Raw genomic sequence first — 19,206 nt, 5'->3', positions numbered from 1 at the left:
CGTCATGACGCCGGCCGAACAGCCGTTGACTGTGCTGGTGGCCGAAGACGGGGCCACGGATAGGCTGTTGCTGGCCCAGATCGTCCGGCGCCAGGGGCATCACGTGTATACCGCCGAAAACGGCCAGCAGGCCGTTGAGCTGTTTGCCGAAAAGCGCCCGCAGCTGGTTCTGCTCGATGCCCTGATGCCGGTCATGGACGGTTTCGAAGCTGCGCGGCAGATCAAGGCATTGGCCGGCGAGGCCCTGGTACCGATCATCTTTCTTACCTCGCTCAACGAGGAAGAGGCCTTGGTGCGCTGCCTGGAGGCCGGTGGTGACGACTTCATGGCCAAGCCCTACAGTGCGGTGATCCTTGGTGCCAAGATCCGCGCCATGGACCGCCTGCGCAGGTTGCAGGCCACGGTGCTGGAGCAGCGTGACCTGATCACCCGGCATCACCATCACCTGCTCAACGAGCAGCGGGTGGCCAAGGCAGTGTTCGACAAGGTTGCCCATTCTGGCTGCATCACGGCGCCGAACATTCGGTACCTGCAGTCGCCTTACGCGTTATTCAACGGCGACTTGCTGCTGGCCGCGTTCACTCCATCCGGCGACATGCATGTGCTGCTGGGTGACTTTACCGGGCATGGGCTACCCGCCGCAGTCGGTGCCATGCCCCTGGCAGAAGTGTTCTACGGTATGACTGCCAAGGGCTACGGCCTGGCGCAGATGCTGCGCGAGATGAATGCCAAGCTCAAGCGCATCCTGCCGGTAGACATGTTCTGTTGCGCACAGCTCCTCAGCCTGAGCGTGCAGCGCGGCTCGGTGGAGGTCTGGAACGGAGGCATGCCGGATGGTTACCGGCTGTCGGCCGGCGGCGAGGTGCTTTCCATGCTGGGTTCGCGCCACCTTCCGCTGGGCATCCTGGCGCCGGAGCGCTTCGATGACAGTACCGAGGTGTTGCCGCTGGCGCCGGGGGAGCGGCTGCTACTGCTGTCCGATGGCGTTGTGGATACAGCCGACGAAGCGCAGACGTTGTTCGGTGTCGAGCGCTTGCGCGCGGTGCTGGCGGCCAATCGTGACCCGGCGCGGCTTTTCGACGAGGTGATGGAGGCGCTGGAGCGCTTCGGCGGGTGTCCCAGAGATGACATCAGCCTGTGCGATATCCGCATGTTCACTGCGCAGGAGCGGGTGCCGGCCCCAACCATCTATTCTGATAGTGGGCGCTCCAGCCCGCTGGACTGGTCGCTGGGCTTCGAGTTGCGCGGTGAGAGCCTCAAACGTTTCAACCCGGTGCCGTACCTTGTGCAGTTGCTGCAGGAAATCCACGGTTTGCGGCCCCGCACCGGCGCCCTGCACAGCGTGCTAAGCGAGCTGTATTCCAATGCGCTGGAGCACGGTGTGCTGGGCCTGGATTCGCGGCTCAAGCGCGATGTGCATGGGTTTGCCGACTATTATCAGGAACGCACCCGCAGGCTCGGTGTGTTGACCGAGGGCAGCGTGCGCATCGATCTGAAGGTGGAACCGATGGCTGCAGGCGGTCGTCTGATGATCGAAGTTCGTGACAGTGGTGCTGGGTTCGATGTGCAGCGGGTGCTGGCGCGTCCTTCCCGTGAGCATGGATTGAGTGGTCGAGGGTTGCACCTGGTACGGCGCCTTGGTAGTAGTGCCGGGTGGCGGGACGGTGGCCGTTGCGCATGGGTGCAGTTCGATTGGTGAGCTGTTTGGCGCTTGAGGCATAATTCTGCTTGATCAAGGAGTGAGCAAGTGACTGACATGCATATTGATCACAGGGTGCTCAGTGAGCTGCAGGAGGTCATGGAAGATGGCTACCTGCAACTGCTGGAAACCTTTCTGGAAGATTCCGGGCGGCGTCTTGACGAACTTCATGGCGCCAGGAACGCCGATGAGTTGGGCGTGGCTGCGCACAGTTTCAAGGGCAGCAGCAGCAACATGGGTGCGGTCGGGCTGGCGCAGCTTTGCCATCAACTGGAGGAGCGGGTCAAGCAGCGCTCGCTGCATGGCATAGAAGAGCTGATCAACCGCATCGACCAGGAGTATCTTGAGGTGCAGCGTTTCTATCAGGGCGAGCGCAAGCGGGTTTCCGCAGGCTGATCGGCCAGTTGGCTCGACTTTTGCCTGTATGTGCCTGAACGATACCTTTGTTTCTGGCGCGGAGACCCTTCAATGCCTGTCGCACCTAATCCTTTGTTGCAAACCAGTACGCTGAGCAAGCCGTCGCGTGCGGGTGCCTCGCAGGTGGACAAGCCGCTGCAGGCCTCGGGCGGGCAGGGCAGCGGCTTCGATCAGGTAATGGCCAAGCAGGGCAATGACAAAGCGCCGGTACGCGATGACAAGGTTGCCCAGGCCAAGTCCAAAGACAAACCCGAGGTCGCCCAAGGCGGCAAGAAAGAGGCTGCCGACAAACCGGCGGTTGCCGATGACGGCAATAAGTTGCCAGCTGACGATCAGACGCAAGCCAGTGCCGATAGCGCACCTGGCAGTGAATCGACCTCGCTGGACGCCAGCCTGGTGGCGGGCCAGGTGACCGATGCGCAGCCGGGGGCGCAGTTGCTGCAAGCCCAGGCTGAAGCCGTGGCGCCGGTGCTTCAGGCAGCGGTCCAGTTACCGCAAGCCCCGACAACCGAAGAGCTGCCCGAGGACCCGGCAGCGCAGGCCTTCGACCCTGATGCCGACCCATTGGCCAACTTGCCGACCCTGCGCCTGGCGCTGGAGCAAACTGCCCAGGCCAAGGGCACGACCTCGGCCCACGCCACCGATCCTTCCCAGGCCGGCGCCGAGGATGGTCAGCCAGCCGTCAATCCCTTGGCGACCTTGATGGACAAGGTCGAGGCCGAGGCAGGGCAATCGGAGAGCGGGGACAAGGCGTTTGGTGCGTTGCTCGAAGATGGCCTCAAAGACACCAAGAGCGCCTCCAGTGATACCCGAATCGACGATTTCGCCAACCGCTTGGCGAGCCTGACCCAGGCTGCCACGGCCAAGACGGCCAATGCCGTACCGGTGACCGGCAATCCGCTGCATCAGCCGTTGCCGATGAACCAGAACGCCTGGGCCGAAGGTTTGGTCAACCGCGTCATGTACCTGTCCAGCCAGAACCTGAAGTCGGCGGACATCCAGTTGGAGCCGGCCGAGCTTGGCCGCCTGGATATCCGCGTCAACGTGGCGGCCGACCAGGCCACCCAGGTGACCTTCATCAGCGGCCATGCGGGCGTGCGCGATGCGCTGGACAGCCAGGTGCATCGCCTGCGCGAGCTGTTTGCCCAGCAGGGGCTGGCGCAGCCGGACGTCAACGTGGCTGACCAGTCGCGCGGGCAGCAACAGCAAGCCCAGCAGGACGGTTCACAGCTGTCCGGCGTTGCCGCACGGCGGGCGCAGAATGGCGGTGGTACCGAGCAGGGTGAGCTTGCCGATGCCTCACGGCCGGTGGAGCAGCAGGTGGTCGTTGGCGACAGTGCGGTCGATTTCTACGCGTGAGTTGCTGATGGCCCTTTCGCAGGCGATAGGGCCGGTACAGGCAAAAATTCCCAATCTGGCATAACACTTGCTCAAGCCACGTCATCCTCATTTGAAACCCCGATGGACGACGGATTATTGGCATGGCGAAGAGCGACGCAGTGAAAGACCCCGCCACTAAAGGCAAACTCAAGCTGATCCTGCTGTTGGTGCTGGCCCTTCTGCTGGCGGTCGGCCTGTCGGTAGGCGCGACCTGGTTCTTCATGCACAAGAGCGAGTCGGCGCCCGCGGCCGACCCGGCAGCGGCCAACGTCAAGCATGCGGCGATCTACGAGCCCCTGGCGCCGGCCTTCGTGGTCAACTTCAACCAGAACGGCCGCCAGCGCTACATGCAGGTGAGCATCACCCTGCAGGGCCGCAACCAGGCCGACCTTGATGCCCTCAAGGTGCATATGCCGGTGATCCGCAACAACCTGGTGATGATGTTCTCCGGGCAGGGCTTCGACACCTTGGCCGCCAGCTCCGTGGGCCAGGAGATGCTGCGCCAGAAAGCCACCGCAGTGGTTCAGGAAGTGGCGCAAAAGGAAGTCGGCAAGCCGGTGATAGACCAGCTGCTGTTCACCAATTTCGTATTGCAGTAGGAGTCCGCAATGGCCGTACAGGACCTGCTGTCCCAGGATGAGATCGACGCCCTGTTGCATGGCGTCGATGATGGGCTGGTACAGACCGAGAGCGCTGCCGAGCCTGGCAGCATCAAAAGCTACGACCTGACCAGCCAGGATCGGATCGTGCGGGGGCGCATGCCGACCCTCGAAATGATCAACGAACGTTTCGCCCGCTACACCCGTATCAGCATGTTCAACCTCCTGCGCCGCTCCGCCGACGTGGCGGTTGGGGGGGTGCAGGTGATGAAGTTCGGTGAGTACGTGCATTCGCTGTACGTGCCGACAAGCCTCAACCTGGTCAAGATCAAGCCGCTGCGCGGCACTTCGCTGTTCATTCTGGACGCCAAGCTGGTGTTCAAGCTGGTGGACAACTTCTTCGGTGGTGACGGTCGTCACGCCAAGATCGAAGGCCGCGAGTTCACCCCCACTGAGCTGCGGGTGGTGCGCATGGTGCTGGATCAGTGCTTCATCGACCTCAAGGAAGCCTGGCAGGCGATCATGCCGGTCAACTTCGAGTACATGAACTCCGAAGTCAACCCGGCCATGGCCAACATCGTCGGGCCGAGCGAAGCAGTGGTGGTGTCGACCTTCCATATCGAACTGGACGGTGGCGGCGGCGACCTGCACGTGACCATGCCCTACTCGATGATCGAGCCGGTGCGCGAAATGCTCGATGCCGGTTTCCAGTCCGACCTGGACGACCAGGACGAGCGCTGGGTGAAGGCCCTGCGCGAAGACGTGCTGGACGTTTCCGTACCGCTCAGTGCCACGGTTGCCCGCCGCCAACTCAAATTGCGCGATGTGCTGCACATGCAACCGGGTGACGTGATCCCGGTGGAGCTGCCGGAGCACCTTGTGCTGCGTGCCAATGGCGTACCGTCGTTCAAGGCGCGCCTGGGTTCGCACAAGGGCAACCTGGCCCTGCAGATCATCGACCCGATCGAACGCCGCTGACGGCGTGCCGGTCGCTCACTACGAATTGAATGCCTGTCGAGGACATCATGGCTAACGAAAACGAGATCACCTCCCCGGAAGACCAGGCCCTGGCCGATGAATGGGCGGCGGCGCTGGAAGAAACCGGTGATGCCGGCCAGGCTGACATCGATGCGCTGCTCGGTGGCGACGGCGGTAGCGCCGGTGCCGGCCGGTTGCCGATGGAAGAGTTCGCAAGCTCGCCACGGCCGAAAGAAAACGTCAGCCTGGAAGGCCCGAACCTGGACGTGATCCTGGACATCCCGGTGAACATCTCCATGGAAGTGGGCAGCACCGAAATCAACATCCGCAACCTGCTGCAGCTCAACCAGGGCTCGGTGATCGAGCTCGACCGCCTGGCCGGCGAGCCGCTGGATGTACTGGTCAATGGCACCCTGATCGCCCACGGCGAAGTGGTTGTGGTCAACGAGAAGTTCGGCATCCGCCTGACTGACGTGATCAGCCCCAGCGAACGTATCAAGAAGCTGCGCTGAGTGAAGGGCACGATACGGGCCGTCACGGCCCTTGCCGCGCTGCTCGCCAGCGAAGTGGTGATCGCCGCTGCCGCGCCGGCCGTGGTGGCCACGCCGCCAGCTGCGGCGCCCGGCAGCCTGGGTGGGCAACTGGCGCAAATGGTGCTGGGCTTGCTGCTGGTGGTGGGCCTGATCTTCTTCCTGGCCTGGTTGCTGCGCCGTATGCAGGGCGCGGCACCCAAGGGTGGCCAGGTTATCGAAGTGATCGGCAGCCGCGCCATCGGCCCGCGTGACCGGCTGTTGCTGGTGCAGGTCGGCAAGGAGCAGATCCTCATCGGCCATACCCCGGGCAGCATCGAGGCCTTGCATGTGCTGGCCGAGCCCGTGGAAGTACCTGCCAGCGCCCGCCAGGCGACGCCGGAGTTTGCCCAGCGCCTCATGGAGCTGATGGGCAAGGATCATAAGGACAAGAAGTGATGAGCGGCGCGCTACGTACCCTGTCGGGCCTGTTGTTGATGCTGGCGCTGCTGTTGGCCGCGCCGCTGGCCTTGGCCGCCGACCCGCTGTCGATCCCGGCCATTACCTTGTCCAACGGCCCGGACGGGCAGCAGGAATACTCGGTCAGCCTGCAGATCCTGTTGATCATGACGGCGCTGAGTTTCATACCTGCGTTCGTCATCCTGATGACCAGCTTCACCCGAATCATCATCGTGTTCTCGATCCTGCGCCAGGCCCTGGGCTTGCAGCAGACACCGTCGAACCAGGTGCTGACCGGCATGGCGCTGTTCCTGACGATGTTCATCATGGCCCCGGTGTTCGACCGGGTGAACCAGGATGCACTGCAGCCGTACCTTAAGGAGCAGATGACCGCCCAGCAGGCGATCGACAAGGCCCAGGGGCCGCTCAAGGACTTCATGCTGGCGCAGACCCGGCAGAGCGACCTTGACCTGTTCATGCGCCTGTCCAAGCGCACCGATATCGCCGGGCCTGATCAGGTACCTTTGACCATCCTGGTGCCAGCGTTCGTCACCTCGGAGCTCAAGACGGCGTTCCAGATCGGTTTCATGATCTTCATTCCGTTCCTGATCATCGACATGGTGGTCGCCAGCGTGCTGATGGCCATGGGTATGATGATGCTGTCGCCGTTGATCATCTCGCTGCCGTTCAAGATCATGCTGTTCGTTCTGGTCGATGGCTGGGCGCTGATCATGGGCACCCTGGCCGGCAGTTTCGGCGGCGTCTGACGCCGTCAAGGAGAGCCTTGCATGACCCCTGAAGTTGCCGTCGACCTGTTCCGCGACGCCCTGTGGCTGACCACGCTGATGGTGGCCATCCTGGTGGTGCCGAGCCTGCTGGTCGGCCTGGTGGTGGCGATGTTCCAGGCCGCCACGCAGATCAACGAACAGACCCTGAGCTTCCTGCCGCGCCTGCTGGTGATGCTGGTGACACTGATCGTCGCCGGGCCGTGGCTTACGCAGAAGTTCATGGAATACATCACGGGCCTGTACACCAGCATCCCGCAGCTGATCGGTTGAGGCGGCCATGCTGGAGCTGACCGACGCACAGATCGGCACCTGGGTCGCCACCTTCATCCTGCCGCTGTTCCGGGTGACCGCGGTGCTGATGACCATGCCTATCTTCGGTACCCGCATGCTGCCGGCGCGCATTCGCCTGTACGCGGCAGTGGCCATTACCGTGGTGATCGTGCCAGCGTTACCGCCGTTGCCTGAATTCGACCCGCTGAGCTTGCGCGGCCTGTTGTTGTGCGGTGAGCAGATCATCGTCGGGGCGTTGTTCGGTTTTTCGTTGCAGTTGCTGTTCCAGGCGTTCGTCATCGCCGGGCAGATCATCGCGATACAGATGGGTATGGCCTTCGCATCGATGGTCGACCCGGCCAACGGCGTAAACGTGGCGGTGGTCAGCCAGTTCATGACCATGCTGGTGAGCGTGCTGTTCCTGGTGATGAACGGCCATCTGGTCGTGTTCGAGGTGCTGACCGAAAGCTTTACCACCTTGCCGGTGGGCAACGCGCTGGTGGTCAACCACTTCTGGGAGATGGCTGGGCGCCTTAGCTGGGTATTTGGTGCCGGTCTGCTACTGATCCTGCCGGCAATCGCCGCGCTACTGGTGGTGAACATCGCCTTTGGCGTGATGACCCGCGCCGCGCCGCAGTTGAACATCTTCTCTATCGGTTTCCCGCTGACACTGGTGCTGGGTATGGGCATCTTCTGGGTGGGCCTGGCCGATGTTCTTTCCCACTACCAGGCATTGGCCAGCGAAGCGCTGCAATGGCTGCGTGAACTGGCGAGGGCGCGCTGAGCATGGCTGAGAGCGAGAGTGGTCAGGACAAGACAGAAGACCCCACCGACAAACGCAAGCGCGACGCGCGCGAAAAAGGTGAGATCGCCCGGTCCAAGGAGCTGAACACGGTGGCGGTGACCCTGGCGGGTGCCGGCGGTTTGCTGGCGTTCGGTGGGCACCTGGCCGAGACGCTGCTGGAAATGATGCGCCTCAACTTCAGCCTGACCCGTGAAGTGATCGTCGACGAGGGTGCCATGGGCGCCTTCTTGCTGGCCTCGGGCAAGATGGCGATCTGGGCAGTGCAGCCGGTGCTTATCTTGCTGTTCGTGGTGGCGTTCATTGCGCCCATCGCGTTGGGCGGCTTTCTGTTCTCCGGCAGCCTGCTGCAGCCAAAATTCAGCCGCATGAACCCGCTGGCGGGGATCAAGCGCATGTTCTCTATGAATGCGCTGACCGAGCTGCTCAAGGCCGTTGCCAAGTTCGTCGTCATCCTGGTGGTGGCGTTGGTGGTGCTGGCCAACGACCGCCAGGCGTTGCTGGCGATCGCCAACGAGCCGCTGGACCAGGCGATCATCCATAGCGTCCAGGTGGTGGGGTGGAGTGCATTGTGGATGTCGGCGGGGCTGTTGCTGATTGCCGCGGCAGACGTGCCGTTCCAGCTTTGGCAGACGCACAAGAAGCTGAAGATGACCAAGCAGGAGGTCAAGGACGAGTACAAGGACAGCGAAGGCAAGCCTGAGGTCAAGCAACGGATTCGCCAGTTGCAGCGCGAGGTGTCGCAGCGGCGCATGATGGCTGCCGTACCCGATGCGGATGTGATCATCACCAACCCGACCCACTATGCCGTGGCGCTGCAGTATGACCCCGAGAAGGGTGGGGTGGCACCGCTGCTGCTGGCCAAGGGTACGGATTTCATTGCCTTGAAAATTCGCGAGATCGGGGTCGAGCACAAGGTGCAGATTCTAGAGTCGCCTGCGCTGGCGCGTGCGATCTACTACTCCACCGAAGTCGAGCAGGAGATTCCAGCAGGGTTGTACCTCGCGGTGGCGCAGGTGCTGGCGTATGTGTTCCAGATCCGTCAGTACCGGTCCGGCAAGGGCAAGCGGCCGGAGCCGTTGAAGGAAGATCTGCCGATACCGCCGGATTTGCGGCGTGATGGTTGAGAGTGGCTTCTTGCCTCTTCGCGGGGAGCGCCCGCTTCCAAAGCTTAGCTGCAGGCCTGAAGTTCGGCGACAGCTTGTAGGGCGGGCTGCGCCGCAAAAGCGTCGGACCAGAAACCGCCTCTTCGTGGGGGCTTGTCTCTATGAGTAATGTTTTTCTGTAGTACTTTTCCCAAAATCTACTCCAGACCTTCTGAGCAGTTGCCGGGCTGCGTGCAGCGACTTACGCTCGATCAGTTGGTCATAGTGGGGTGGAGAATGAGTCAACTTTCGGTAGCGCTTGTTTTTGGGGGTAGAAGTGCGGAGCACGCGGTTTCAATTAAGACCGCGAGTACGATTCACAAGGCGCTGGCCGCATTGGGCCATGAAGTGCACTGCGTGGGGATAGATAAAGAAGGTAACTGGAGGTATCACAGCGCTTTTAGCTCTTTCCCCGATTGTGTCGATACCGGCGCTCCGTATGTGACTATACAGCCAGGTAAACGAAAACTTTTTGTTCACGTTCGCGGGCGGCCGCCCTCTGAACTCACAATTGATTTGCTGTATCCAGCACTGCATGGTCGCTGGGGTGAGGATGGAACGATTCAGGGGCTTGCGCAGATGTGTGCGCTGCCTTGTGTGGGGGCGGGTGTCCTGGGGTCGGCGGTTTCAATGGACAAAGACTTCGCCAAGCGCTTGCTCAAAGCTAATGGGATTAGCGTCGTCCCTTGGCTGGTACTGCGCACGCTTAGAAGCTGGGGAGATATTGTAGAGGCGTTAGGCAATGACAGTTTGTTCTTGAAGCCTGCTTCTTCAGGTTCTTCTGTGGGTGTGTTCCGCGTTCGAAGCGCCGCAGAGTATGCGCAAGCTTTTGCAGTAGCTGTCCAGCTTGATGCTAAAGTTTTGTTGGAACCTGAGGTTCGGGGTCGAGAGATCGAATGTGGTGTGCTGGAGGTTGATGGGGAGCTAATTGTTTCGGAGTTAGGCGAGGTTATGCCGGTGACTGGTCATGATTTTTACACCTATCAAGCCAAATATGAGGCTCAGTGTGGAGAGAATCTCAGGGTTCCTTGCGACCTGCCGTTGAACGTCAAAACTGAAATCCAAAAGATATCCAAGGCGGCCTTTCGGTGCCTTGGTCTGGATGGTTTTGCGCGGGTGGATTTTTTCTACACATCAGAAGGGGCGGTCATCATTAACGAAGTCAATACATTGCCGGGTTTTACTGATTCCAGCATGTATCCCAAGGTATTTGAATGTGTTGGGTATACACCGGAGAAGATTATTGCCGCATTGCTGAGCAGTGCCATGAAAAAGGCGAGGGCCTGAATCAGCTCTTCGCAAGCGAACCCGCTCCGGCTGATGTGGCCAGCCCAGAGGTGTATTGGAAACCTGCCTGGATGCCCGCGAGGGCCTGCCTCGAAAATGCAAAAAAATCAAAGTTGGAAAGCTTCTTGCAAAGCCACGCCCAAGCGCCCCTTGGGCGTCAAAGTTTTGCTTGAAGAGGGCTCTCGGTGGATCGCAGTCAGTTAATCAACAACGCACGCCACAACCTGGCCGGCCTGGGCCGGGGCAACCTGGGTGTGCCGCTGTTGCTGCTGGTGATGTTGGCAATGATGATGTTGCCGATACCGCCGTTCCTGCTCGACGTGTTCTTCACCTTCAACATCGCGCTGTCGATCGTGGTCCTGCTGGTCTGCGTGTATGCCTTGCGGCCACTTGATTTTGCCGCCTTCCCCACCATTTTGCTGGTCGCGACGCTGCTGCGACTGGCGTTGAACGTCGCCTCCACGCGCGTGGTCATGCTCCATGGCCAGGAGGGCCATGGTGCCGCAGGCCAAGTGATCCAGGCTTTCGGTGATGTGGTGATCGGCGGCAACTATGTGGTCGGTGCGGTGGTGTTCGCCATCCTCATGATCATCAACTTCGTGGTGGTCACCAAGGGTGCCGGGCGCATCTCTGAAGTGAGCGCGCGTTTCACCCTCGACGCCATGCCCGGCAAGCAGATGGCGATCGACGCCGACCTCAATGCCGGCCTCATCGATCAGGCCCAGGCCAAGGCGCGGCGCGCTGAGGTCGCTCAGGAGGCCGAGTTCTACGGTTCGATGGACGGTGCCAGCAAATTCGTGCGCGGTGACGCCATCGCCGGCCTGTTGATCCTGTTCATCAACCTCATCGGCGGCATGCTCATTGGCATGCTCCAGTACAACATGTCCTTCAGCGAGGCCGGCAAGGTCTACGCGCTGCTGACCATCGGTGACGGTTTGGTGGCGCAATTGCCATCACTGCTGCTGTCTACCGCTGCTGCGATCATGGTGACCCGTGCCTCCGGCTCCGAGGACATGGGCAAGCTGATCAACCGGCAGATGTTCGATTCGCCCAAAGCGCTGGCGGTATCGGCAGGCTTGATGATCGTCATGGGCCTGGTGCCGGGCATGCCGCACTTCGCTTTCATCAGCCTTGGCCTGTTGGCCGGCGGTGGTGCCTATCTGGTGTGGAAGAAGCAGCAGAAGGCCAAGCTCGCCGCGCAGCAAGAGGTGCAACGCCAGCAGGACCTGTTGCCGTCGCCGCAACGCGCGATGGAAACCAAGGAGCTTGGCTGGGATGACGTGACGCCGATCGACATGATCGGCCTGGAGGTCGGCTACCGCCTGATCCCGCTGGTCGATCGCAACCAGGGTGGGCAGTTGCTGGCCCGGATCAAGGGGGTGCGCAAAAAGCTCTCCCAGGACCTGGGCTTCCTCATGCCCACCGTGCACATTCGCGACAACCTCGACCTGCAGCCCAGTGCCTACCGTCTGACGCTGATGGGCGTGATTCTGGCCGAGGCCGAGATCTACCCGGACCGCGAGCTTGCCATCAACCCGGGGCAGGTATTCGGCACCCTCAACGGTATCGCCGCCCGTGACCCGGCCTTCGGCCTGGAAGCGGTCTGGATCGATATTGGCCAGCGCGCCCAGGCGCAGTCGCTGGGCTACACCGTGGTCGACGCCAGTACCGTGGTTGCCACCCACCTCAACCAGATCCTGCAGAAGCACTGCCATGAACTGATCGGCCACGAGGAAGTGCAGCAACTGCTGCAGGTGCTGGCCAAGGCTTCGCCTAAACTTGCCGAAGAGCTGGTGCCTGGTGTCATTTCCTTGTCGGGGCTGCTCAAGGTCCTGCAGGCACTGCTCGCCGAGCAGGTGCCGGTGCGTGACATCCGCAGCATTGCCGAGGCCATCGCCAATAATGCTGGCAAGAGTCAAGATACCGCCGCGCTGGTGGCGGCAGTGCGCGTCGGATTGTGTCGCGCCATCGTGCAAAGCATTGTCGGCGTTGAGTCCGAGCTGCCTGTGATCACCCTTGAACCAAGGTTGGAACAGATTTTGCTCAATAGTCTGCAAAGGGCCGGGCAAGGTCAGGAAGACGGTGTTCTTCTGGAGCCGAGCATGGCCGAAAAGCTGCAGCGTTCGTTGATCGAAGCGGCCCAGCGTCAGGAGATGCAAGGCCAGCCGGCCATCCTTCTGGTTGCCGGCCCGATCCGTGCCATGCTGTCGCGCTTCGGCCGCCTGGCTGTACCGAATTTGCATGTTCTGGCGTATCAGGAAATACCGGATAACAAGCAAGTCACCATCGTTGCCACCGTGGGCCCCAACGGCTGAGGTAGTGGGTTATGCAAGTTAAGCGTTTTTTCGCCGCCGATATGCGCCAGGCCATGAAGCTGGTCCGTGATGAGCTGGGCTCCGACGCCGCCATCATCGGTAACCGGCGCATCGCTGGCGGTGTCGAACTGACGGCCGCGCTGGACTACAAACTGTCCGCGTTGGCCCCGCGCGTGCCCAATGCCGAGCTCGAGCACGAGCTGCGCAAGACCCAGACGCGCATCGCCACTGCCCAGGCCGAGCTGGACAACCGCAGTGATGCCACCGAAGGCAGCCGCCAATTGTTCGCCGGCCAGTCGCTGACCGCCTCGCAGCCGTTGATCGAACCGCATGTGGATGTACCTGCCCCTGCAGCACCTGCTGCACCGGCACCGGTCGACCCGCGCCTGTTCGATGCCATGCGCTCTGAGCTGTCGGGCCTGCGCGAGCTGCTTGAAGTGCAGCTCGGCTCGCTGGCATGGAGCCAGCTGCAAGGCAGCAAGCCGGCGCAGGCCAACCTCTGGCGCCGGCTGCAGCGCATTGGCCTGTCCGGGCCGATCGCCCGCGAGTTGCTTGACCTCACCGCCGAAATCGAGGAGCCGCGCCAGGCTTGGCGCATGCTGCTGGCGCACTTGGCACGCATGATCGAAGTGCCTGAGATCGAACCGATCGAAGAGGGTGGTGTGATCGCCATGGTCGGCCCCGCCGGCATGGGCAAGACCACCACCCTGGCCAAGCTGGCGGCGCGCTATGTGCTCAAGTACGGCCCGCAGAACCTGGCCCTGGTCAGCATGGACAGTTTCCGCATTGGTGCCCAGGAGCAGCTCAAGACCCTGGGGCGCATTCTCAACGTGCCGGTGACCTATGTAGACCCCGGCCAGTCGCTGGCCCAGGCCTTGGAGCCGCTGCTGCGCAAGCGCGTGGTGCTGATCGACACCGCCGGCCTGCAGGCCAGCGACCCGGCCCTGCGCATGCAGCTGGAAAGCCTCGCCAGCCGCGGCATCGCCTCGAAGAATTACCTGGTGCTGGCCACCACCAGCCAGAAGCAGGTGCTGACGGCTGCCTATCACAGCTACAAACGCTGTGGGCTGGCCGGCTGCATTCTGACCAAACTCGATGAAACGGCGAGCCTCGGCGATGTGCTGAGCCTGGCCATCAGTCATGAACTGCCCGTTGCCTATCTTACCGATGGCCCGCGCATTCCTGACGACCTGCACTTGCCGCGGGCGCACCAGCTGGTTACCCGCGCGGTCAATGTGCAGTTGCAGGACGAGCCCAGCGAAGAGGCCATGGCCGACATGTTCGCTGATCTCTATCACAACCCAAGGAGAGCGGGTTGATGATCAAGCGTATGCAAAATACCTACACCAAGGGGGCCGCAGTGATGCCCCGCGTGTGGCTTGGGTCCAAGCGAGACAAGGTGAACAACGAACATGGGTAGCATGCATCCCGTACAGGTGATCGCCGTAACCGGTGGCAAAGGTGGCGTCGGCAAGACTAACGTTTCAGTGAACCTGTCTCTGGCGCTGGCCGAGCTCGGCCGCCGGGTCATGCTGCTGGACGCCGACCTGGGCCTTGCCAACGTCGACGTATTGCTGGGCCTGACCCCCAAACACACCCTGGCCGATGTCATTGAAGGGCGCTGTGAGCTGCGCGATGTGCTGTTGCAGGGGCCGGGCGGGGTGCGCATCGTGCCGGCGGCCTCTGGCACCCAGAGCATGGTGCACCTGGCCCCGGCCCAGCATGCCGGGTTGATCCAGGCCTTCAGCGAGATCGGCGACAACCTCGACGTGCTGGTGATCGACACCGCTGCAGGGATTGGTGACTCGGTGGTCAGCTTCGTCCGTGCGGCCCAGGAAGTGCTGCTGGTGGTGTGCGACGAGCCGACCTCGATCACCGATGCCTACGCGCTGATCAAGCTGCTCAATCGCGATTATGGGATGAACCGTTTCCGCGTGCTGGCCAACATGGCGCAGAGCCCGCAGGAAGGGCGCAACCTGTTCGCCAAGTTGACCAAGGTCACCGACCGCTTCCTCGACGTTGCCCTGCAATACGTCGGCGCCGTGCCTTACGACGAGTGTGTGCGCAAGGCGGTGCAGAAGCAGCGGGCAGTCTACGAAGCCTTCCCTCGTTCCAAGTGTGCGCTGGCCTTCAAGGCTATTGCGCAGAAGGTCGACAGCTGGCCGTTGCCGGCCAACCCGCGCGGGCATCTGGAGTTCTTCGTCGAGCGCTTGGTGCAGCCCACCAGCGCAGGGCCGGTCCTATGAGTGCGAGCGGGTTCAAGATGTACAGCAAGGCGTCCAAGGACGCCCAGTACGATCTGGTTGAACGCTACGCGCCGCTGGTCAAGCGCATTGCCTACCACCTGCTGGCGCGCCTGCCTGCCAACGTGCAGGTGGAAGACCTGATCCAGGCCGGCATGATCGGCTTGCTTGAGGTGGCCAATAAATACGACGCCAGCAAGGGTGCCAGCTTTGAAACCTACGCCGGCATCCGCATCCGCGGCGCCATGCTCGACGAGGTGCGCAAAGGTGACTGGGCACCGCGTTCGGTGCACCGCAACACGCGTATGGTCAGCGACGCAATGCGCGCTGTGGAAGCAAGAACCGGCCGCGACGCTAAAGATCATGAAGTTGCGGCCGAACTCAAGTTGAGTCTCGATGATTACTACGGGATTTTGAACGATACCCTGGGTAGCCGCTTGTTCAGCTTTGACGACCTGTTACAGGACGGCGAGCACGAAGGGTTGCACGAGGAGGGCGCCAGTGGCCAGGTCGAGCCTTCGCGCGACCTGGAAGACGAGCGCTTCCAGGCTGCCCTGACCGATGCCATTGCCAATCTGCCGGAGCGCGAGCGGCTGGTGCTGGCGCTGTACTACGACGAAGAGCTGAACCTCAAGGAAATCGGTGAGGTACTGGGGGTCAGCGAATCGCGTGTCAGCCAGCTGCACAGCCAATGCGCCGCGCGTTTGCGCAGCCGTCTTGGGGAATGGCGGGCGCGTTGAGCCCGGGGTCGTTGCAGTCGTTTTCACGTTGTACCGAATTGATTGAATGCGCGCTCGGGGCCGAGCGCGTTTGAGACTGCTTGGAGGTCTAATTGAACAAAGACATGAAAATCCTCATCGTTGACGACTTTTCGACGATGCGGCGGATCATCAAGAACCTGTTGCGTGATCTGGGCTTCACCAATACTGACGAAGCCGACGACGGCACCACGGCATTGCCGATGCTCGAAAGCGGCCATTACGACTTCCTGGTGACTGACTGGAACATGCCTGGCATGTCCGGCATCGACTTGCTGCGCAAGGTACGTGCCCACGACCGCCTGAAGGCCATGCCGGTACTGATGGTGACGGCCGAAGCCAAGCGCGACCAGATCATCGAAGCGGCTCAAGCCGGCGTGAATGGGTATGTGGTCAAGCCGTTCACCGCCCAGGTGCTCAAAGAAAAGATCGAGAAGATCTTCGAACGCGTCAACGGCTGAACAAAGTCAGGGGGCGCCATGGAATCAACACAAACGTCTTTGGGGGAGTTTGAGTCAACCCTGAAGAAGCATGCCCAGGAACTGGTCGAAAGCCTGGAACGGGGGCGGTTCGGCGAGGCGGTGCAGCTGATTCATCAGCTCAACCAGACCCGCGACCGCGGCTTGTATCAGGAAGTCGGTAAGCTCACCCGCGAGCTGCACAGTGCGATCGTCAGCTTCCAGATCGACCCGCGCATGCCGCAGGCCGAGGAAGTCTCGCAGATCACCGACGCCACCGAACGTTTGTCCTATGTGGTCAAGCTTACCGAAGGCGCCGCCAACCGCACCATGGACCTGGTGGAGGAGAGCACGCCCGTGCTCAACGACCTGGCCGCTGAGGCGCAGAACCTGAGTGTCGACTGGCAGCGCTTCATGCGCCGCGAAGTCGCTGCGCCGGAATTCCGCGAGTTGGTCAAGCGTGTCGACAGTTTCCTGACGCACAGCGCTGAAGGTAACCGCAAGGTATCTGGCCACCTCAATGACATTCTGCTGGCTCAGGACTATCAGGACCTGACCGGCCAAGTGATCAAGCGGGTGACCGCGCTGGTGACCGAAGTCGAAAGCAATCTGCTCAAACTCGTGCTGATGGCCAGTCAGGTCGACCGTTTTGCCGGTATCGAACATGACCACCAACAGCTGCGCGCTGAAAAAGATGAAGAAAAATATCCGGCTCGGGGTGAAGGTCCGCAGATTCATGCCGATAAGCGTGAAGACGTTGTGTCCGGTCAGGACGATGTCGATGATCTGCTGTCCAGCCTGGGTTTTTAAGGAGCACGTTTAATGAGCTTCGGCGCCGATGAAGAAATCCTTCAGGATTTCCTGGTAGAAGCCGGCGAAATTCTTGAGCAACTGTCCGAGCAACTGGTCGAGCTGGAAAGCCGGCCCGATGATGCCGACCTGCTCAATGCGATCTTTCGCGGTTTCCACACTGTAAAAGGGGGCGCCGGCTTCCTCCAGCTCAATGAGCTGGTGGAGTGCTGCCATATCGCCGAGAACGTGTTCGACATCCTGCGCAAAGGTGAGCGCCGGGTCGACGCGGAACTGATGGACGTGGTGCTCGAAGCGCTGGATACGGTCAACAGCATGTTCGGCCAGGTGCGCGAGCGCAGTGAAGTGACCCCGGCTACGCCCGAGTTGCTGGCGGCCTTGGCCCGCCTGGCCGAGCCGGGTAGCGCCGAAGCTCCTGCGCCGGTGGCCGAGGCTGCGCCTGCGCAGGCCGAGCCTGCCGCCGAGGCAGACATCACCGATACCGAATTCGAGCAGTTGCTCGATTCGCTCGATGCGGTCAAAGCCCAAGCAGCGGCTGCCGAACAGCAGCTGCAGGGCGAAACGTTGGCCGGCTCCGGTGACGAGATCACCGACGACGAATTCGAGTCGTTGCTTGACCAGTTGCACGGCAAGGGCCAGTTCTCGGCCGAAGTCGTTGCCACAGAGCCGGTGGCCGCTGCAGCCAGCGCGCCAGCCAGCGACGAAATCACCGACGAAGAGTTCGAGTCGCTGCTGGATCAGCTGCACGGCAAGGGCACGTTCCAGGCGGACGCGCTGCCTGCTGCCGTTGCTCCGGTGGCCGGTGAAGTGCCAGCTGCCGGTAGCGGCGATGAAATCAGCGAGCACGAGTTCGAGGCATTGCTCGATCAGTTGCATGGCAAAGGCAAGTTCACCGGCGATGCCGTGACCGCTGAAGCGCCCGCCGCCGTTGCCACCCCTGTCGCCGCCAAGCCGCAAACCCAGCCTGTGGCCAAGCCGGCACCGGCACCGGCACCGGCACCGGCACCTGCTGCTGCGGCCAAGCCTGCCGCGCCGGCCCGCGCGCCCGCACCGGCTGCCGAAAAACACGCGGTAAGCGAAGCGGAAACCACCGTGCGCGTCGACACTGCGCGCCTGGACGAGATCATGAACATGGTCGGCGAGCTGGTGCTGGTGCGTAACCGCCTGGTGCGCCTGGGCCTGAACAGCGGTGACGAGGCCATGTCCAAGGCCGTGTCGAACCTCGATGTGGTCACGGCCGACTTGCAGACTGCGGTGATGAAGACCCGCATGCAGCCGATCAAGAAAGTCTTCGGCCGCTTCCCGCGCCTGGTCCGCGACCTGGCCCGCCAGTTGAAGAAAGAGATCAACCTGGAACTGGTCGGTGAAGAGACCGACCTGGACAAGAACCTGGTCGAGGCATTGGCCGACCCGCTGGTGCACTTGGTGCGCAATGCGGTTGACCACGGTGTCGAGATGCCTGAAGAACGTGAAGCCTCGGGCAAGGCGCGCACCGGCCGCGTGGTGCTGTCGGCCGAGCAGGAAGGCGACCACATCCTGCTGTCGATTTCCGACGACGGCAAAGGCATGGACCCTAACATTCTGCGCGCCAAGGCCGTGGAAAAGGGCTTGATGGACAAGGATGCCGCCGACCGTCTGAGCGAGTCGGACTGCTACAACCTGATCTTCGCTCCGGGCTTCTCGACCAAGACGGAAATCTCCGATGTGTCCGGCCGTGGTGTCGGTATGGACGTGGTCAAGACGAAGATTTCCCAGCTCAACGGCTCGATCAACATCTTCTCGGCCAAAGGCCAGGGTTCGAAGATCGTCATCAAGGTGCCGCTGACGTTGGCGATCATGCCGACCCTGATGGTGATGCTGGGCAACCAGGCGTTCGCCTTCCCGCTGGTCAACGTCAACGAGATTTTCCACCTGGACCTGTCGCGCACCAACGTGGTCGACGGCCAGGAGGTGGTGATCGTACGCGACAAGGCGCTGCCGCTGTTCTACCTCAAGCGCTGGCTGGTTCAGGGCCAGGTGCATGAGGAGCAGCGCGAGGGCCACGTGGTGATTCTGTCTGTGGGCACCCAGCGCATCGGCTTCGTGGTCGACCAACTGGTGGGCCAGGAAGAAGTGGTGATCAAGCCGCTGGGCAAGATGCTGCAGGGCACCCCGGGCATGTCCGGCGCCACCATCACCGGCGACGGTCGCATTGCGCTGATTCTCGACGTACCGAGCATGCTCAAGCGTTACGCGGCGCGGCGTATTTGATTTCGGTGGCGCGCCCTTGCCGGCTGCGCCACCTAATGG

At 61.8% G+C, this 19,206-nt stretch carries 19 protein-coding genes; all 19 read left to right on the top strand.

Features of this window, described 5'->3' with window-relative positions; genetic code table 11:
* The first annotated feature begins 4 nt into the window (after window positions 1-4).
* The 19 genes from JOE27_RS08980 (at window position 5) to JOE27_RS08890 (ending at window position 19,167) form a co-directional block, all read left to right on the top strand.
* Window positions 5-1,699, top strand: a complete 1,695-nt coding sequence (locus JOE27_RS08980) for a fused response regulator/phosphatase (RefSeq protein WP_204918565.1) — start codon at window positions 5-7, stop codon at window positions 1,697-1,699.
* A 48-nt stretch (window positions 1,700-1,747) separates the two neighbouring features.
* Complete coding sequence (locus tag JOE27_RS08975; protein WP_177010789.1) at window positions 1,748-2,095, top strand: Hpt domain-containing protein; 348 nt, start codon at window positions 1,748-1,750, stop codon at window positions 2,093-2,095.
* 72 nt (window positions 2,096-2,167) lie between these two features.
* The gene (locus tag JOE27_RS08970) at window positions 2,168-3,475 is read left to right on the top strand and encodes a flagellar hook-length control protein FliK (RefSeq protein WP_204918563.1); all 1,308 of its coding nucleotides are present in this window, start codon (window positions 2,168-2,170) and stop codon (window positions 3,473-3,475) included.
* A 122-nt stretch (window positions 3,476-3,597) separates the two neighbouring features.
* The gene (gene fliL, locus JOE27_RS08965) at window positions 3,598-4,095 is read left to right on the top strand and encodes a flagellar basal body-associated protein FliL (protein WP_204918561.1); all 498 of its coding nucleotides are present in this window, start codon (window positions 3,598-3,600) and stop codon (window positions 4,093-4,095) included.
* Between the two features lie 9 nt (window positions 4,096-4,104).
* Window positions 4,105-5,073 (top strand): flagellar motor switch protein FliM, encoded by a 969-nt coding sequence (gene fliM / locus JOE27_RS08960; RefSeq protein WP_012315514.1) that lies wholly within the window; start codon window positions 4,105-4,107, stop codon window positions 5,071-5,073.
* A gap of 47 nt (window positions 5,074-5,120) precedes the next feature.
* Complete coding sequence (fliN, locus tag JOE27_RS08955; RefSeq protein ID WP_012315513.1) at window positions 5,121-5,585, top strand: flagellar motor switch protein FliN; 465 nt, start codon at window positions 5,121-5,123, stop codon at window positions 5,583-5,585.
* Window positions 5,586-6,041: a flagellar biosynthetic protein FliO gene (gene fliO, locus JOE27_RS08950; protein ID WP_046785348.1), complete on the top strand. Its 456-nt coding sequence runs from the start codon at window positions 5,586-5,588 to the stop codon at window positions 6,039-6,041.
* Window positions 6,041-6,808 carry a flagellar type III secretion system pore protein FliP gene (gene fliP / locus JOE27_RS08945; protein ID WP_012315511.1) on the top strand — a complete coding sequence of 256 codons (768 nt, stop codon included), beginning with the start codon at window positions 6,041-6,043 and terminating at the stop codon, window positions 6,806-6,808. Before fliO ends, fliP begins: the two co-directional genes overlap by 1 nt.
* Before the next feature lie 21 nt (window positions 6,809-6,829).
* A complete protein-coding gene (gene fliQ, locus JOE27_RS08940) occupies window positions 6,830-7,099 on the top strand; it encodes a flagellar biosynthesis protein FliQ (protein ID WP_012315510.1) in 270 nt (89 codons plus the stop codon).
* A gap of 7 nt (window positions 7,100-7,106) precedes the next feature.
* Window positions 7,107-7,883, top strand: a complete 777-nt coding sequence (gene fliR, locus JOE27_RS08935) for a flagellar biosynthetic protein FliR (protein WP_012315509.1) — start codon at window positions 7,107-7,109, stop codon at window positions 7,881-7,883.
* Between the two features lie 2 nt (window positions 7,884-7,885).
* Window positions 7,886-9,028 (top strand): flagellar biosynthesis protein FlhB, encoded by a 1,143-nt coding sequence (flhB, locus tag JOE27_RS08930; protein WP_046785347.1) that lies wholly within the window; start codon window positions 7,886-7,888, stop codon window positions 9,026-9,028.
* Between the two features lie 255 nt (window positions 9,029-9,283).
* Window positions 9,284-10,333 carry a D-alanine--D-alanine ligase family protein gene (locus tag JOE27_RS08925; RefSeq protein WP_119689075.1) on the top strand — a complete coding sequence of 350 codons (1,050 nt, stop codon included), beginning with the start codon at window positions 9,284-9,286 and terminating at the stop codon, window positions 10,331-10,333.
* Between the two features lie 185 nt (window positions 10,334-10,518).
* The gene (gene flhA / locus JOE27_RS08920; RefSeq protein ID WP_046785346.1) at window positions 10,519-12,648 is read left to right on the top strand and encodes a flagellar biosynthesis protein FlhA; all 2,130 of its coding nucleotides are present in this window, start codon (window positions 10,519-10,521) and stop codon (window positions 12,646-12,648) included.
* An 11-nt stretch (window positions 12,649-12,659) separates the two neighbouring features.
* Window positions 12,660-13,967, top strand: a complete 1,308-nt coding sequence (gene flhF, locus JOE27_RS08915) for a flagellar biosynthesis protein FlhF (protein WP_046785345.1) — start codon at window positions 12,660-12,662, stop codon at window positions 13,965-13,967.
* A 93-nt stretch (window positions 13,968-14,060) separates the two neighbouring features.
* A complete protein-coding gene (fleN, locus tag JOE27_RS08910; RefSeq protein WP_011534890.1) occupies window positions 14,061-14,894 on the top strand; it encodes a flagellar synthesis regulator FleN in 834 nt (277 codons plus the stop codon).
* Window positions 14,891-15,631 (top strand): RNA polymerase sigma factor FliA, encoded by a 741-nt coding sequence (gene fliA, locus JOE27_RS08905; RefSeq protein ID WP_012315498.1) that lies wholly within the window; start codon window positions 14,891-14,893, stop codon window positions 15,629-15,631. The genes fleN and fliA overlap by 4 nt, the downstream gene beginning before the upstream one ends.
* A 104-nt stretch (window positions 15,632-15,735) precedes the next feature.
* Window positions 15,736-16,110: a chemotaxis response regulator CheY gene (locus JOE27_RS08900; RefSeq protein WP_115274187.1), complete on the top strand. Its 375-nt coding sequence runs from the start codon at window positions 15,736-15,738 to the stop codon at window positions 16,108-16,110.
* An 18-nt stretch (window positions 16,111-16,128) separates the two neighbouring features.
* Window positions 16,129-16,917 (top strand): protein phosphatase CheZ, encoded by a 789-nt coding sequence (locus JOE27_RS08895; protein ID WP_039601990.1) that lies wholly within the window; start codon window positions 16,129-16,131, stop codon window positions 16,915-16,917.
* A gap of 12 nt (window positions 16,918-16,929) precedes the next feature.
* Entirely contained in the window at window positions 16,930-19,167 is a 2,238-nt protein-coding gene (locus tag JOE27_RS08890) for a chemotaxis protein CheA (RefSeq protein ID WP_204918559.1), read from the top strand.
* Window positions 19,168-19,206: the final 39 nt, after the last annotated feature.

This window comes from Pseudomonas sp. M5, from assembly GCF_016907075.1.
Taxonomy (GTDB): Bacteria; Pseudomonadota; Gammaproteobacteria; order Pseudomonadales; family Pseudomonadaceae; genus Aquipseudomonas; species Aquipseudomonas putida_E.
The sequence above is the reverse complement of the archived record's forward strand: the minus strand, read 5'-3'. Positions and strand labels throughout refer to the sequence as shown.